12 protein-coding genes and 2 pseudogenes are annotated in these 15,248 nt (G+C 72.6%); 9 read left to right on the top strand and 5 right to left on the bottom strand.

The window, feature by feature from the left end; translation table 11 throughout:
- The first annotated feature begins 194 nt into the window (after nucleotides 1–194).
- On the top strand, nucleotides 195–668 hold the full coding sequence (locus AB0E67_RS01165; RefSeq protein WP_362019305.1) for a carboxymuconolactone decarboxylase family protein: 474 nt from the start codon (nucleotides 195–197) through the stop codon (nucleotides 666–668).
- A gap of 275 nt (nucleotides 669–943) precedes the next feature.
- Here AB0E67_RS01165 and AB0E67_RS01160 read toward each other — a convergent pair.
- Nucleotides 944–1,222, bottom strand: a pseudogene (locus tag AB0E67_RS01160) (TetR family transcriptional regulator); the annotation flags it as partial.
- 320 nt (nucleotides 1,223–1,542) lie between these two features.
- Here AB0E67_RS01160 and AB0E67_RS01155 point away from each other — a divergent pair.
- A pseudogene (locus AB0E67_RS01155) lies at nucleotides 1,543–1,808 on the top strand (DUF4190 domain-containing protein).
- Nucleotides 1,809–2,117: 309 nt separating this feature from the next.
- The gene (locus AB0E67_RS01150; protein WP_362019302.1) at nucleotides 2,118–3,287 is read left to right on the top strand and encodes a cysteine desulfurase family protein; all 1,170 of its coding nucleotides are present in this window, start codon (nucleotides 2,118–2,120) and stop codon (nucleotides 3,285–3,287) included.
- An 84-nt stretch (nucleotides 3,288–3,371) separates the two neighbouring features.
- Here the strand turns inward: AB0E67_RS01150 and AB0E67_RS01145 are convergent, their stop codons facing one another.
- The gene (locus tag AB0E67_RS01145) at nucleotides 3,372–4,091 is read right to left on the bottom strand and encodes a peptidoglycan recognition family protein (protein WP_362019299.1); all 720 of its coding nucleotides are present in this window, start codon (nucleotides 4,089–4,091) and stop codon (nucleotides 3,372–3,374) included.
- A gap of 61 nt (nucleotides 4,092–4,152) precedes the next feature.
- Here AB0E67_RS01145 and mnmA point away from each other — a divergent pair, with 61 nt between their 5' ends.
- The gene (gene mnmA, locus AB0E67_RS01140) at nucleotides 4,153–5,283 is read left to right on the top strand and encodes a tRNA 2-thiouridine(34) synthase MnmA (RefSeq protein WP_362019296.1); all 1,131 of its coding nucleotides are present in this window, start codon (nucleotides 4,153–4,155) and stop codon (nucleotides 5,281–5,283) included.
- A 67-nt stretch (nucleotides 5,284–5,350) separates the two neighbouring features.
- On the opposite strand, the gene AB0E67_RS01135 is transcribed toward mnmA, so the two are convergent.
- The 3 genes from AB0E67_RS01135 to AB0E67_RS01125 all read right to left on the bottom strand — a co-directional run bounded on the left by AB0E67_RS01135 (nucleotide 5,351) and on the right by AB0E67_RS01125 (nucleotide 7,699).
- A complete protein-coding gene (locus tag AB0E67_RS01135; protein WP_362019294.1) occupies nucleotides 5,351–5,956 on the bottom strand; it encodes a hypothetical protein in 606 nt (201 codons plus the stop codon).
- A 444-nt stretch (nucleotides 5,957–6,400) separates the two neighbouring features.
- Nucleotides 6,401–7,204 carry an alpha/beta fold hydrolase gene (locus tag AB0E67_RS01130; protein ID WP_362019291.1) on the bottom strand — a complete coding sequence of 268 codons (804 nt, stop codon included), beginning with the start codon at nucleotides 7,202–7,204 and terminating at the stop codon, nucleotides 6,401–6,403.
- Nucleotides 7,205–7,336: 132 nt separating this feature from the next.
- The gene (locus AB0E67_RS01125; protein ID WP_362019289.1) at nucleotides 7,337–7,699 is read right to left on the bottom strand and encodes a DUF427 domain-containing protein; all 363 of its coding nucleotides are present in this window, start codon (nucleotides 7,697–7,699) and stop codon (nucleotides 7,337–7,339) included.
- Between the two features lie 147 nt (nucleotides 7,700–7,846).
- On the opposite strand from AB0E67_RS01125, the gene AB0E67_RS01120 reads away from it, so the two are divergent.
- The 5 genes from AB0E67_RS01120 to AB0E67_RS01100 all read left to right on the top strand — a co-directional run bounded on the left by AB0E67_RS01120 (nucleotide 7,847) and on the right by AB0E67_RS01100 (nucleotide 15,068).
- Nucleotides 7,847–8,386 carry a TIGR00730 family Rossman fold protein gene (locus tag AB0E67_RS01120; protein WP_362019287.1) on the top strand — a complete coding sequence of 180 codons (540 nt, stop codon included), beginning with the start codon at nucleotides 7,847–7,849 and terminating at the stop codon, nucleotides 8,384–8,386.
- Nucleotides 8,387–8,495: 109 nt separating this feature from the next.
- The gene (locus AB0E67_RS01115; protein WP_362019284.1) at nucleotides 8,496–9,185 is read left to right on the top strand and encodes an SDR family oxidoreductase; all 690 of its coding nucleotides are present in this window, start codon (nucleotides 8,496–8,498) and stop codon (nucleotides 9,183–9,185) included.
- A 143-nt stretch (nucleotides 9,186–9,328) separates the two neighbouring features.
- Complete coding sequence (locus tag AB0E67_RS01110; RefSeq protein WP_362019282.1) at nucleotides 9,329–10,354, top strand: methionine synthase; 1,026 nt, start codon at nucleotides 9,329–9,331, stop codon at nucleotides 10,352–10,354.
- 30 nt (nucleotides 10,355–10,384) lie between these two features.
- Complete coding sequence (gene ligA, locus AB0E67_RS01105) at nucleotides 10,385–12,577, top strand: NAD-dependent DNA ligase LigA (RefSeq protein WP_362019280.1); 2,193 nt, start codon at nucleotides 10,385–10,387, stop codon at nucleotides 12,575–12,577.
- A 334-nt stretch (nucleotides 12,578–12,911) separates the two neighbouring features.
- A complete protein-coding gene (locus AB0E67_RS01100) occupies nucleotides 12,912–15,068 on the top strand; it encodes a bifunctional diguanylate cyclase/phosphodiesterase (protein WP_362019277.1) in 2,157 nt (718 codons plus the stop codon).
- The last annotated feature ends 180 nt before the right edge of the window (nucleotides 15,069–15,248 follow it).

Here is a 15,248-nt window from a genome sequence, read left to right as displayed (position 1 = left end):
CGCGTGATGGACGCGATGCATATGACGGGTATGGCGGTTCTGCCGGGCCGGTCGTGACGGGCCGGTGGTCGATCCGCTGATCGCGAGGAGCGGGAGTCCGAGAGGGAGACGCAGGTCACACTGGTACGTGTCACATCGTGCGGCTCGTCTCCGTCGAAGGGGTGTAACCGCCAACAACGGCCAAGGAGTGCACCATGGAAGCTCGCTTGAACCTCTTCACCAACCCGGTCGCGGCCAAGGCCCTGAAGCACCTCGTCTCGGCCGGGAAGCCGGTCGCGGACTCGCCGCTGCCGGCCACGACGCGTGAACTGGTGTTGCTCCGCGCCAGCCAGATCAACGGGTGCGGCTTCTGCGTCGACATGCACAGCAAGGACGCCGTGCACTCCGGGGAGACCTGGGAGCGTCTCAACCTGGTCGCGGCCTGGCGCGAGGCCACGGTGTTCACCGACGCCGAGCGCGCCGCGCTGGAGCTCGCGGAGCAGGGCACCCGCATCGCCGACGCGGCCGGTGGCGTCAGCGACGAGGTCTGGGCCAACGCCGTCAAGTACTACGACGAGGAGCAGCTCGGCGCCCTGGTGTCGATCATCGCCGTCATCAACGCCTTCAACCGCCTGAACGTCATCACCCAGCAGCCCGCGGGCGACTACCAGCCGGGTCAGTTCGGCTGACCCGCGCGGGTTCGGAAGGCCGCGGACGACGGGGGAGTACGCGGCAGGGGCCACCGGTGCCGTATCGGTGCCGGTGGCCCCTCGGCTTCACGGGCGGCCCTGTGGCGGGGCTCACGGGCTTTCCGTGGCCCCCCAGGCCATGCTGGTGGGCTTCACGAGCCTGTCGGCAGGTCGCCTTCCACTCGGAGGAAGCCCGGACGGGGCGCGCCGTTGCCGCTGTTGCCGTCGTCTTCGTCGTCGCCCTTGCCGGAGTGGGTCCCCTCGTCGCCCGTTCGGTCCAGCCAGTGCCGTCTACCGAGCGCGATCAGTCTCAGCCGTCGGCGGGCCACCTCGGCGACCTCCCGCTCCCCGTCGGGCCCCGCCTCCAGGAGCGCGGAGGTCGTGATCACCAGGTGGTCGACGTGGAGACCGCCCAGCATCAGCAGATCCTCCTCGCTCCAGCCCCGCGACTCCGGCTCCTCGGCGAGCACCCCCGCGACTTCCCGGCCGAATTGCCGCAGTTGGGCCGCGATGGCATCGCGCACCGCCCTCACGCCGCCCTGCTTCTGCTCGGACTCGTGCTCGGAGCCGTGGTCCAGATTCCGCTTCCGCTGAGTTTCGCGCTCGCCACCGTGATCGGCTGCTGGCTGCTGGTCTTCGCCGTGCGGGAGCGGGCGTCCGGGCAGCGCAGGCCCCGATGACCGCGGGTCCGGAGATCCGACAGCCCTGATCGCCGCACGTACGAAGGAGCTCGTCCCCCATGACACTCACCGCGTCCGTACGCCGCCGCTCCACCGCGAACACCGGCACCCGGGTGCCGTCCGCCACCGACGCCGAGGCCGGATCCGTGACGGGACCAGGGGCCGGGACCGGGCCCGAGGCCGGGGCGGGCAGCATGGTCGCGCCGACCAGCGTCGGCGCGACGGCCGGGACGCCGACGGACTGGCCGTCGCCTCCTTCGTGCTCGGGCTCGTCGGTCTGCTGGTGATGAACATCCTGCTCGGCCCGGCGGCCATCGTCATGGCGATCCTCGCCCTCGCCCGCTCCACCTCCCGCCGCGGACGCGCCTTCCTCGGGCTCGCCCTCGGCATCGCCGACCTCGTGGTGCTGGCCGTTCTGGTGACCGGATCCGGCACGATCTCCTGGAGCTTCTCGGGCTGACCGGGCCGACCGGCCGTCGCCACGTGGCACCGGCGAGGCGGTGTGTGACGGGGCGCGCGGCACCGGGACGGGCACGCGGTGTGCCACGCGGGTGCGACCCGGCACCCGGTGTGCCACGGAACGACCCGGCCGGCAGCAACGGACCGGGGGCCCGGACCGGGAATCCGGGCAGCACGGCTCCGCCGGAGCGGTCCCGGGCCGGGAGCGGGCGGCCGGAGGAGCCGACCGGTGCGCGGGTACCGGGCAGCGATGCGCCGTGCGTACGCCCCGCCGCGGACGGGCGGGCGGACTCGTAGAATCGGGCCCACCATGGCTTACCTCGACCACGCCGCGACCACGCCGATGCTTCCCGAAGTGATCGCCGCGATGACCGCCCAGCTCGCCGCCACCGGTAACGCGTCCTCGCTGCACGCCGCGGGGCGCCGGGCCCGTCGTACCGTCGAGGAGTCGAGAGAGACCCTCGCCGACGCGCTCGGCGCACGCCCCAGCGAAGTGGTCTTCACCTCCGGTGGCACCGAGGCCGACAACCTCGCGGTGAAGGGCCTGTACTGGGCCCGCCGCGACGCCGACCCCCGCCGCACCCGGGTGCTGGCCAGCCCGGTCGAGCACCACGCGGTGCTGGACGCCGTCCACTGGCTCGCCGAGCACGAGGGCGCGAACGTCGAGTACCTTCCCGTCGACCGGTACGGCCGCGTCCACGCCGACGCGCTGCGCGAGGCGGTTCTCCGCGACCCCGACGACGTCGCCCTGATCACCGTCATGTGGGCCAACAACGAGATCGGCACGATCATGCCGGTACGTGAACTGGCGGACGTGGCCCGCGAGTTCGACGTACCCATGCACGCCGACGCGGTGCAGGCGTTCGGGCAGCTGGACGTCGACTTCGCCCGCTCCGGCCTGGCCGCGATGACGGTCAGCGCGCACAAGATCGGCGGCCCGTTCGGCATCGGCGCGCTGTTGCTCGGCCGTGAGTACACCCCCGTGCCCGTACTCCACGGCGGCGGGCAGGAACGGCACGTCCGCTCGGGCACCCTCGACACCCCCGCCATCGCCGCCTTCGCCCTCGCCGGACGTCTGGCCGCCGACGGCCGTGAGGAGTTCGCCCGCGAGATCGGCGGGCTGCGCGACGACCTCGTCGCGGCGGTGCGGGCGGCCGTACCCGACGCCGTACTCGGTGGCGACCCGGCTCCCGGCGGCCGGCTCCCGGCCAACGCCCACTTCACCTTCCCCGGCTGCGAGGGCGACTCCCTGCTCCTGCTGCTGGACGCCCAGGGCATCGAGTGCTCCACCGGTTCCGCGTGCACCGCGGGCATCGCCCAGCCCAGCCACGTCCTGCTGGCCACCGGCACCGATCCGGACCTGGCCCGGGGCACCCTGCGCTTCTCGCTCGGCCACACGTCCACGAAGCAGGACATCGACGAGGTGGCCCGCGCCATCGGCCCGGCGGTCGAGCGGGCACGCATGGCGGGACTCGTCTGAGCCGACGCGGAGCACGGCGGGGTCCGGCCGGACCAGCCCATACGGGGCGCTCGGACGCACAGGGCGTGCGGGGCGCGTGCGTGCTCAGGTGCCCGGGGTACCCGCTTTCGTTCCCGCCGTCCCGGCGGTTCGGGCCGCCCGGACGAGCTTCAGATACCGGTTCCAGTCCCAGTGCGGCCCGGGATCGGTGTGGTCCGCGCCCGGTACCTCCACATGCCCGACGATGTGCTCCCGGTCGACGGGTATCCCGTACCGCTCGCAGATCGCCGCCGCCAGCCGGGCGGACGCCCCGTACATCTCGGCCGTGAAGTCCTGCGGCCGGTCGACGAACCCCTCGTGCTCGATGCCGACGCTGCGTTCGTTGTACGACCGGTTCCCCGCGTGGAACGCCACGTCCAGCTCACGGATCATCTGCGTCACGTGGCCGTCCCGGCGCACCACGTAGTGCGCCGCCGCGCCGTGGCCCGGGTCCTGGAAGACCCTCACCGCGCTGCGGTAGCTGCCCTGGGTGACATGGACGACGATCCGGTCGATCGCGTAGTCCGCGGGGCGGTCGGCCCGTCGCCAGTTCGCCTCTGACGCCGATATCCACTGGGCCCGCGCGTAGTCGACCTCGCCCGGTGTCCGGGGCTTGTCCACTCCGGGCAGCCGCCACCAGGCCCGTTCCAACTCGTCCCGCGCCAGCACGGCCGAGCCCGCCACCGCGGCCGTGGCGGCGGCGCCGATCAGCAGCCCGCGCCTGCTGACGCCGCGCCCGGCCCCCGCCGCGGACCCTCCGGACCCCGTGGCCCTCTTCGTACCCATGTGATCCCCAACGCATATCCGTGAGCGTTCCGTTCCCGGAGCCCCGTACCCTGGTGGGGCTATGACTCAGACTTCCCAGCGTCCCCTCCGTGTGCTCGCCGCGATGTCGGGCGGTGTCGATTCGGCCGTCGCCGCCGCCCGCGCCGCCGAGGCGGGCCACGACGTGACCGGTGTGCACCTCGCGCTCTCCGCGAACCCGCAGTCCTTCCGTACCGGCGCGCGCGGCTGCTGCACGATCGAGGACTCCCGCGACGCCCGCCGCGCCGCGGACGTCATCGGCATCCCGTTCTACGTGTGGGACCTGGCGGAACGCTTCCGCGAGGACGTCGTGGACGACTTCGTCGCGGAGTACGAGGCCGGGCGCACGCCCAACCCCTGTCTGCGCTGCAACGAGAAGATCAAGTTCGCCGCGCTGCTCGACAAGGCCCTCGCGCTCGGCTTCGACGCCGTGTGCACGGGCCACTACGCCACCGTCGTCGTCCGCGAGGACGGCAGCCGCGAACTGCACCGGGCCTCCGACATGGCGAAGGACCAGTCGTACGTCCTCGGCGTCCTCGACGAGAAGCAGCTCGCCCACGCGATGTTCCCGCTCGGCGACACCCTCACCACCAAGGACGAGATCCGCGCCGAGGCCGAGCGCCGGGGCCTGGCCGTCGCGAAGAAGCCCGACAGCCATGACATCTGCTTCATCGCCGACGGCGACACCCAGGGCTTCCTGGCGAGCCGGCTCGGCACGGCCGAGGGCGACATCGTCGACGAGTCGGGCACGAAGGTCGGCACCCACGAGGGCGCGTACGGCTTCACCATCGGCCAGCGCAAGGGCCTGCGCATCGGCCACCCCGCCCCCGACGGCAAGCCGCGCTACGTCCTGGACATCTCCCCGGTGAACAACACGGTGACGGTCGGCCCGGTCGAGGCCCTCGACGTCACCGCCCTCACCGCCGTCAAGCCCCGCTGGTGCGGTACCGCCCCGACCGGCCCCGGCACCTACACCGCCCAGCTCCGTGCCCACGGCGGCGAGACCGAGGTGACGGCGGAGTTCGTCGACGACACCCTGCACGTCACCTTCACCGAGCCGGTCCGCGGCGTGGCCCCGGGCCAGGCGGTCGTCCTCTACGACGGCACCCGCGTCGTCGGCTCCGCGACCATCGCGACCACGGTCCGGCGAAAGGCCGCGGCAGCGGCAGGCTGACCGCTCCGGCGTGTGCTGCGGGGCTTCGGCCGATCGACGCGCGCGCTTCGCATGCGCGGCCGTGTCCTCAGTGCCGGGGCGGCTTCGCCGCCAGGTGCAGGCGTTGGGCTCCTCCGCGCGTCAGGGGCATGCCGGTACGGGCCACCAGGGCGTGTGCGGCGGCCCCGATCCGCTGCCCGTGCGTCCTCCGGCCGGTCGGGTCCGTGAACGCGGCCGGCCGCGTCGCGGATCGCAGCGCCTGCCAGACCAGGCGCGTCTGTCCGGTGAGGAGCTGGTGCGTCTCGGGGCCGACGTCGGGTTCGTTCCAGCGGACCGCCAGACGTCCGGCTCGGAAGACCTCGCCGTCCTGCTCCCGGACGCGGCGTGAGCGCAGGAGCTGCACGATGGCCGCATGCCGCAGCTCGGACCGGGTGGTCACCCCGTCGGTCGTGACGACGCCGGCCGGTGCCGCCGCTCCCGCCGGAAGGAGCAGGAACGCCTGCACCCCGCCGCAGCTCAGCGCCTGTTCGACCGTCTGATGCAGATGCACCTCGTGCAGGCCCGCGGGGCCGGGCCGACTGCACAGCCACGCGCCGTCGGGGAGAGCGCCGCGAATCCGCTGCCCCACGAGAATCTCGTCCTGAGGCAGCAGCCACATGTCCGTCGTCTTCGTGCGGGAACCAGGGAGCGCCACCCGCACAGCATCTCACCCCCGCTCCGCCTTCATCCCGCAGTGCGGACATGCCCCGGGATTCCCCGTGGCGAAGAGGTGCCGATGGACCGTCACCTCCCTCCGGGGGATGCCGCAGAGCGTGGCGTCGTCCGCCAAAGCGTGTTCCGGATCCGGTGCGTTGATCTTCCGGCATGCGGCGAAACGCGTCGGGGCGAGCCCGAACGCGGATCTGAAGGACCGGAGGCGATGACCCTGTTGCGGCATGGTCGTCACCCTCGCACGGTGGATACGCCGTGGAGGAGGGCGCGTCGGGGCCGGGTGGCGGCACCGTCCGGTTCGCGTCGGCGCTCGGGGCTCGACCGCGGGCCCGCCCCGGCCGTGTCCTGCCCCGTGCCGGCGTTCCCGCGCCTCCGACACGGCCTCGCCCGACCCCCGTGCGGGTGCGGCCGTGCCGGAGGGCGGGGGTCAGGATGCCCGGAGCAGGGGGCGCGTGTCCTCGGCGAAGAATTCCGTCAGCACCGGGGCCACCGCCTGGGGCGCCAGGTCGCGGGTCTGGCCCGTCAGGGTGCGATGGCGGGCACGCGGAACGGCGGCGGCGAGGGCACGGGTCGACCGGTGGGCCCGGGCGGTGCTGGAACCGCCGCACACCACCAGGGTCCGGGCCGTCATGGAGGCGAAGCGCTCGGCCGGGATCGAACCGTCGCCGAGCAGCGCGTCGTCGTACGCCAGGGTGTGGGCCAGCGACACCAGGTCCTGCCACAGCGGAGCACGCCGCATCCTGGCGACGGTGTCGGCCGGGACGCCCGTCACGGACAGGAACAGTTCCACGGCCCCGGCGCGGTCCTCGGTGGACAGCAGACGGTGCAGGCGGGCCGTGCAGGACGCCTTGAACTGCGCCCCGGCGGCGCCGGGCGTGTACGTGGGCTCGTACACCGCCAGCAGGTCGACGGGCACCCCCGCCGCGGCGGCCTCCAGGGCCAGCGCTCCGCCCGCGCCCACTCCGAACACCGAGGCCCGGCCGCCCACCGCCGTGATGAGCGCGGCCAGGTCCTCGATCTCGCGTTCCACCGCGTACGGGCCGTTGTCGCCACTGGAGCCGCGTCCGCGTCTGTCGTACGTGACCACACCGAAGCGCGGGGCGAGGAGGCGTGCCAGGGGCGCCTCGGTCGCCGCCGTGCCCAGTGCTCCGCCGACCAGGACCACCGGCGGTCCTTCACCCCGGCGCCGATAGGCGATCACGGTGCCGTCGCGGGAGAGAGTCTTGTCCATGCGAGTGCAGACCACCGCCCTCCCGAAAACTCATCGCTGCGGCCCAAGATTCTTTGGGATTCCTCAAGTCCGCAGGCCGGGGCGGTGGTTGAGCACCGCAGCCGCTGTCGTGGGGTGGTCAGTGGTGGACGTTCATCCGGTGACCGTCTCGGTTTCGTAGAAGCAGAAGTGGTCCTTGATCGGGGCGACTTCGGGTTTCGGATCGGGATAGGCCCAGACGAGATCGGCCGCGTCCGGAAGCGACCAGTAGGAGGCGTCGCCCTTGAACGGGCAGTGCGTCCGCGTGTCCGAGGCCGTCAGGAGGTCCGTACGGACGTCCTCGGGCGGGAGGTAGTAGCGGACCGGGCAGCCCGTCTCGCGCAGGACGACCGGGCGGCGGCTCTCGGCGAGCACCTGCCCGTCGTGGACCACCCGTACGTGCTCGGTGCCGGGCTCGACGGTGATGCGGTGTCCCGCGTGTCCTGGGTGCCCCTGGTGTCCCTGTGTGGAGGTCATGCCTTGTTCAGCCGAGTCGCGGGCCGTTTTCTTCCCCCGTCGTCCATGCCCTCCGGGCCTTTCCCCCGGCCTTCACCGCCCTCTCGGCATGGCCGGAAACGGGCCCGGTGGCATGGCCCGCCGGTGGCGACCTCTACGGTGTCCGCTATGAACATCTGCGTCTTCCTCTCCGCCGCCGACCTCGCCGACCGCTACACCCGCCCCGCCCGTGAATTCGCCGAGCTGATCGGCAAGGGCGGGCACACCCTCGTCTGGGGCGGTTCGGAGAGCGGGCTGATGAAGGTCGTCGCCGATGGCGTGCAGGAGGCGGGCGGACGGCTGGTCGGCGTGTCGGTCGACTTCCTCGCCGACAAGGCGCGTAGCAACGCCGACGAGATGGTGATCGCCCGCGATCTCGCCGAGCGCAAGGCGCTGCTCCTGGAGAAGGCCGACGCCGTCGTGATCATGGTGGGCGGCACCGGGACGCTCGACGAGGCGACCGAGATCCTGGAGCTGAAGAAGCACGGCAAGCACGACAAGCCGATCGTCCTGCTGAACACGGCGGGCTTCTACGACGGGCTGCACCAGCAGTTCCAGCGGATGGAGGACGAGGGCTTCCTCCCCATCCCGCTCACCGACCTGGTGTTCTTCGCCAAGGACGGCGCGAGCGCCCTGGCCCACCTGGAGGACGCGGCCAAGCAGCGCTGACGCCGTCGCGCGGGCCGCGTGGTCACGCGCCGACCGGCGTGTGCGGCGGCGCGGTGCGCGGCTCCGGGACACGTCCGGCGGCCCGGCGGCGTGATGAGATCATGGCGGTATGCCCACACATGTCATCACCGGCGCCGGGTCCGGCATCGGCGCAGCCGTCACCCGTCGTCTTCTGGAGCGCGGTGACGAGGCCGTGCTGGTGGCCCGCGACGCGGCCCGCGCCAAGGAGCTCGCCGAGCTGCACCCCGGCGCCCGTACGCTCGTCGGCGACCTCGCCAACCCGGACCGGCTGTCCTGGGCGTTCGCCCACCAGACGATGCCGGAGCGGGTCGATTCGCTGCTGCACGTCGCGGGCGTCGTGGAGCTCGGCGCGGTCGGCGATCTCACGCCCAAGGCGTGGCACTTCCAGCTCAACGCCAACCTGGTCGCGCCCGCCGAGCTGACCCGGCTCCTCCTGCCGCAGCTGCGGGTCGCCCAGGGGCATGTGCTCTTCGTGAACTCCGGCGCCGGGCTCGCGGCGTCCGCGGAGTGGGCCGCGTACGCCGCGAGCAAGCACGGTCTGAAGGCGCTCGCCGACTCGCTGCGCCAGGAGGAGCACGCGAACGGGGTCCGGGTCACCTCCGTCTACCCGGGACGCACCGCCAGCCCCATGCAGGCCAAGGTCCACCAGCAGGAGGGAAAGGAGTACGACCCCTCCCGCTGGATCGACCCGGAGTCGGTGGCCACCACGATCCTGACGGCCCTCGACCTGCCGCGCGACGCCGAGGTCACCGACCTCAGGGTGCGCCCCGGCCGCTGACCCTCGCGCGCCCCGGCCGCCGACCGCCCGGACCGTACGCGGCCGGGCCGCCCGCGCGGATCGGGCGGTCGTCCTGCGCGGTGACGGTCCGGTCCGGCGGCGGTCCCGCAACACGTGCCGTGGACGGCCTTTAGGCTTCCCACGTGAGCGAGACGAACAAGTTCGAGGGTTGCCGGGCCACCGGAATCGGTTCCATGCCCGGAGGAGACGCGCGGGAGGCGGCGAAGACCGTCACCGGGTCCTTCGGGGACGGCGAGGGGCTGCCGTATCTGGCGGAGCTCCCGGCCCGTGGGCCCGGTGCGGACATGATCGGGCGGACCGTCGGGCTGCTCGTGGACCTGTACGGGCACGTCGAGCCCAGCGGCTGGCGGGTCAGCGACCGGCCCGGCCGGGACACCCGGCGGGCCAGGTCCTGGCTGGGCGAGGACCTCGACGCCCTGGAGGAGTTCACCCAGGGGTACGAGGGGCCGCTCAAGGTCCAGGCCGTCGGCCCGTGGACGCTGGCCGCCGCACTGGAACGGCGGGGCGGCGAGGCCGCGCTCGGCGACCCGGGGGCCTGCCGTGACCTGACGGCCTCACTGGCGGAGGGGCTGCGCGCCCATCTCGCGGAGGTGCGGCGCCGGGTGCCCGGTGCCGACGTGGTGCTCCAGCTCGACGAACCGTCGCTGACCGGTGTCCTGCGCGGCGGGATCAGGACGGCCAGCGGCTACCGCACCTACCGGGCCGTGGACCGGCAGATCGTGGAGGGCGCCCTGCGCGACGTCCTGGCGGTGGCCGGGGACGGGGCGACGGTCGTGCACAGCTGCGCCCCCGACGTACCGTTCGCGCTGCTGTGCAGGGCGGGGGCGGACGGGATCTCGTTCGATCTCGGGCTGCTCACCGAGCGTGAGGAGGAAGCGATCGGGGAGGCGGTCGAGGGCGGCACCCAGATCTTCTTCGGAGTGGTGCCCGGCACCGACCCGGCCTCGGGCGGATTGCCCGACCCGGGCGGTAGCGTCATGGGAGTCAGGACGCTGTGGCGCAGGCTGGGGCTGAATCCGGGGACGCTGACGCGGTCCGTGGTGATCACCCCGGCGTGCGGACTGGCGGGCGCCTCGCCCGCGTACGCGCGCGCCGCGCTCGCCCACTGCGCCCGGGCCGCGAGATCGCTCGCAGACAACCCTGAGTAACGGGGTCACGGGTAACGGGAGGACGGAACGATGGCCGGCGAACAGCAGACGGCGGTGCCCGCACAGGCCCGGGAGCGGCACGCGCTCCTCGCCGAACAGATCGAGGAGCACCGCTTCCGCTACTACGTGAACGACCAGCCGGTCGTGAGCGACGCCGAGTTCGACCGGCTGATGCGCGAACTGGAGGGCCTGGAGGAGGAGTACCCGCAGCTGCGCACGCCGGATTCGCCGACGCAGAAGGTGGCGGGTCCGTACCAGACGGAATTCACGTCCGTCGAGCACCGCGAGCGGATGCTGTCGCTGGACAACGCCTTCGCCGAGGAGGAGCTGACGGCCTGGGGCGAGCGGATCGCCAAGGACGTCGCCACCACCGGCTACCACTTCCTGTGCGAGCTGAAGGTCGACGGTCTCGCGGTCAACCTCACGTACGAGCAGGGGCGGCTGACCCGCGCCGCGACCCGGGGCGACGGCCGGACCGGCGAGGACATCACGCCCAACATCCGTACGATCGCCGAGATCCCGCACCGGCTGAAGGGCGACCGGATCCCGGAGCTGGTCGAGATCCGCGGCGAGGTCTTCTTCCCGATGCACGCCTTCGAGGAGCTGAACGCCCGGCTGGTCGCGGCGGAGGACAAGCCGTTCGCCAACCCGCGCAACGCGGCGGCCGGTTCACTGCGCCAGAAGGACCCGAAGGTCACCGCCACCCGCCCGCTGCACATGGTGGTGCACGGCATCGGCGCCCGTGAGGGCCTCGACATCGACCGTCTCTCGCACGCCTACGAGCTGCTGCACGAATGGGGCCTGCCCACCGCCCGGCACAACAAGGTGGTGGATTCGCTGGACGGCGTACGGGAGTTCATCGCGTACTACGGCGAGAACCGGCACTCCGTGGAGCACGAGATCGACGGTGTCGTCGTCAAGCTCGACGAGATTCCGCTCCAGGGCCGGCTGGGCTCCACCTCGCGCGCGCCGCGCTGGGCGATCGCCTGGAAGTACCCGCCGGAGGAGGTCAACACCAAGCTGGTGAACATCCGCGTCGGTGTCGGCCGCACCGGCCGCGTCACGCCGTACGCGCAGGTCGAGCCGGTCGAGGTGGCGGGTTCCGAGGTCGAGTTCGCCACCCTGCACAACCAGAACGTGGTGAAGGCGAAGGGCGTCCTCATCGGGGACACGGTCGTGCTCCGCAAGGCGGGCGACGTGATCCCGGAGATCCTCGGTCCGGTCGTCGATCTGCGCGACGGCACCGAGCGGGAGTTCGTGATGCCGACGCACTGCCCGGAGTGCGGTACGGAGCTGAAGCCCATGAAGGAGGCCGATGTCGACCTCCGGTGCCCCAACGCGCGCTCGTGCCCCGCCCAGCTGCGGGAACGGGTCTACTACCTCGCGAGCCGCAAGAGCCTCGACATCGACCACTTCGGCTACGTCGCGGCGGCGGCCCTGACACAGCCTCTGGAACCCGCCGAGCCGCCGCTGCGCGACGAGGGCGACCTCTTCGGGCTGACCGTCGAACAGCTCCTGCCGATCCGCGCCTACGTCCGTGACCCGGACAGCGGGCTGCCCAGGCGCGACCCGAAGACCGGCGAGGAGAAGACCGCCTGGGTCTTCGCCAACCAGCAGGGCGAGCCGAAGAAGAACGCGCTCGCCATGCTCGACGCCATCGCCGCGGCCAAGAACGCTCCGCTCGCCCGGGTCCTCACCGGGCTCTCCATCCGGCACGTGGGCCCGGTCGCGGCGGCCGAGCTGGCCCGTCAGTTCCGCTCCATCGAGCGGATCGACGAGGCGACCGAGCAGGAGCTGGTCGAGGCCGACGGGGTCGGTGGGATCATCGCCGCCTCGGTGAAGCAGTGGCTCGCCGAGGACTGGCACCGCGAGATCCTGCGCAAGTGGCGGGAGGCCGGGGTCCGGATGGAGGACGAGGAAGCGGGGGAGGCGGCGGGGCCGCGCCCGCTCGAAGGGCTCACCGTCGTCGTCACCGGCACGCTGTCCGGCCACACCAGGGACGGCGCGAAAGAGGCGCTGCAGAGTCGCGGGGCGAAGGTGACGGGTTCGGTGTCGAAGAAGACCTCCTTCGTGGTCGTCGGTGACAACCCCGGTTCGAAGTACGACAAGGCGGTGCAGCTGAAGGTGCCCGTGCTGGACGAGGACGGCTTCACCGTGCTGCTCGAACAGGGACCGGAGGCCGCGCGCGAGGCTGCCGCGTCCGTCGCGGAACCGGCGGAATGAGAGACGGGGCGAGGACGGGACCCCGGCCGGTCGAAGGGGTGAATCCAGGGGCATATGACGAACAAAAAGGAACAGAGGCGTCATATGCGGGCGGAAGGGGGCAAGGGTTGCCCCCAGTTGGGCGGGTTCACCCGAACGGCGCGTATCAGATGCTGGTGAAGGGTCGGTTCGCATTCGGGCAAGAGCGGTAGAGCGCTGCCCTTATCGGCCTGTTGCGGCCTACTGTTGAGATGTGCGTCTGCCGTGCCCGGCCGCGGATGGGAATTCCGGGTCGTGGTGGCATGGAACTGAACCATCGGGTGACATGGGCACCGCCGGCTGTGAGAGGGACGGAATGAAACCGACCGAGAGCGCCGCCCCGGTGTCGCGGCTGCAAGGTTTCGTCGGCCTCACGCCCAAGGTGGGTGCCGTTGCCGTCGTGTTCGCCTTCGTTCTGATCGTGACCGGTTTCTACTGGGCCCTGAGCGAGGGGCGCGCACTCTTTCCGGACGGCGAGGTCGGCTGGTCCCTCGCCGTCCTCACCGGTGTCGTCGTCGGCCATCTGGTGGCGCTCGGACGCGACCGGTGGTCGGGCGGCGCCGGTTCCGGGGCCGCCCTCACGCTCGCCGTGCTGCTGCTCTACGGCTGGCTGGCCGCCGGGCTGGTGAGCCTGGTCGTCGTCGTGCTCGTCGGAGTCGCCCGTCGGCAACGCTGGTGGCAGGGGCTGCTGCACGGAGCCGTGGACATCCTGGGCATAGGCGCGGCGGCCCTGGTCCTTGCCGCGTTCGGCGACGTCCAGACCGTCGAATACCCCTGGCAGCCACTCGACTGGGGCATCACCGACCTCCCCGAGATCCTGCTGGCCGCCTGCACCTATCTGCTCGTCAGCCGCCTCCTGCTCTGGTACGCGGGAGCCCCCCAGGGCGGCGGACTGCCGACCGTCGCCCGCACCGCCCTGCTCCGGCAGGGCCTCCTCATGGCGGCGCTGATCGGCATCGCACCGCTGATCTGCGTGGTCGCGATGACCATGCCGGTGCTCCTGCCCCTGTTCGCGGTGCCGCTCATCGCCCTGGACTCCACCCTCTGGATCGCGCGGGCCCGGGCGGAGGAGCAGCTGCGCGACCCGCTGACCGGGCTGCCCAACCGGCAGTGGCTGCTGGAACGCATCTGGACGGCCTTGGAGGACGCCGAGGCCGTCGGGGCCAGATCCGCTCTCGTCCTGATCGATCTCGACCGCTTCCGGGCGGTCAACGACACCCTCGGCCATCTGGCGGGGGACCGGCTGCTGCTGCAGATAGCGGAGCGGCTCCGGCTCGCGCTTCCGCGCGGGGCGGAGGCCGCGCGGCTCGGCGGCGACGAGTTCGCCGTGCTCCTGCCGACCACCGACTCCACGACCAGCGCCCAGCGGGTCGCCCGCCACCTGGTCGCGGCGCTGTCCTCGCCGCTGGACCTGGACGGTCTGACCCTGGTTCTGGAGGCCAGCGCGGGGGTCGCCGTCCACCCGGACCACGCACCGGACGCGGAGGGTCTGCTCAGGCGGGCGGACGTGGCGATGTACCAGGCCAAGCGCGACCGCACGGGCGTCGAGGTGTACGAGTCGAAGCGGGACAGCAACACCCCCGACCGGCTCGGGCTCCTCGGCGACCTGCGGCGGGCGCTGGACGCCGGTGAGGTGGAGCTCCACTACCAGCCGAAGGTCCGTTTCGACGGCCAGGTGGCCGGCCTCGAAGCGCTGGTGCGCTGGGTGCACCCGGAGCGCGGGCGGGTCCCTCCGGACGAGTTCATCGCCATCGCCGAGTCGTCCGGGCTCATGCCGCACCTCACGGAGTACGTCCTGGAGACGGCGCTGGCCCAGGTCGCCCGGTGGCGGGCGCAGGGGCTGTTCGTCCCGGTCGCGGTCAACGTCTCGCCGCGCGACGTCCACACCCCCGGATTCGCGGGCAGCGTCGCGGCCCGGCTCGCCCGGCACGGCGTCCCGGCCGGGGCGCTCCAGCTGGAGATCACGGAGCATGTGCTGCTGGAGGACCCGCAGCGCGCCGCCGACACCCTGGCCGGGCTCACCGGGCACGGCGTGAAGATGTCCCTCGACGACTTCGGCACGGGGTACTCCTCGCTGGTCCATCTGCGGCGGCTGCCGGTCAGCGAGCTGAAGATCGATCGGTCGTTCGTGGCCCGGCTGGCCGTCGACAACGAGGACGCGGAGATCGTCCGCTGCACCATCGACCTGGCGCATTCGCTGGGCCTGCTGGTGGTCGCGGAGGGCGTCGAGGACGACCAGACCTGGGAGCGGCTGCGGGACCTGCGCTGCGACGCCGTGCAGGGATGGCTGGTCGCCGCGGCGATGCCGCCGCAGGAGACGACGGCCTGGCTGCGGGCGCGCGGCGAGCACGGCTGGCGCCGACCGGCCGAGCTGGCGGCGGCGGCAGCAGCCGCGGCCGCCGCCGCTGCGACGCCGGAGGTGGAGCAGCGCCCTCCGGGCCGGACGGTCGACTCGCGGCCCGCGACGACCTGACCGCCGACGTGCGCCGCCACCGTCCGACACGGGTGCGCGACGGCGCGACCGTCCGGCCCGCGTCCGCGACGGCGAGGGCGGCCGACCCCGATCGGCCGCCCGACCAGGGCGTTCACCCGGGTGGGGGGAGCGGTGGCGGCCGACACCATAGGATTGGGCCAAAACCGCACACCAACCCCT

Origin of the sequence: Streptomyces sp. NPDC032161, from assembly GCF_040636995.1 — a bacterium.
Classification (GTDB): domain Bacteria; phylum Actinomycetota; class Actinomycetes; order Streptomycetales; family Streptomycetaceae; genus Streptomyces.
This window is presented reverse-complemented; position numbering and strand designations above follow the sequence as displayed.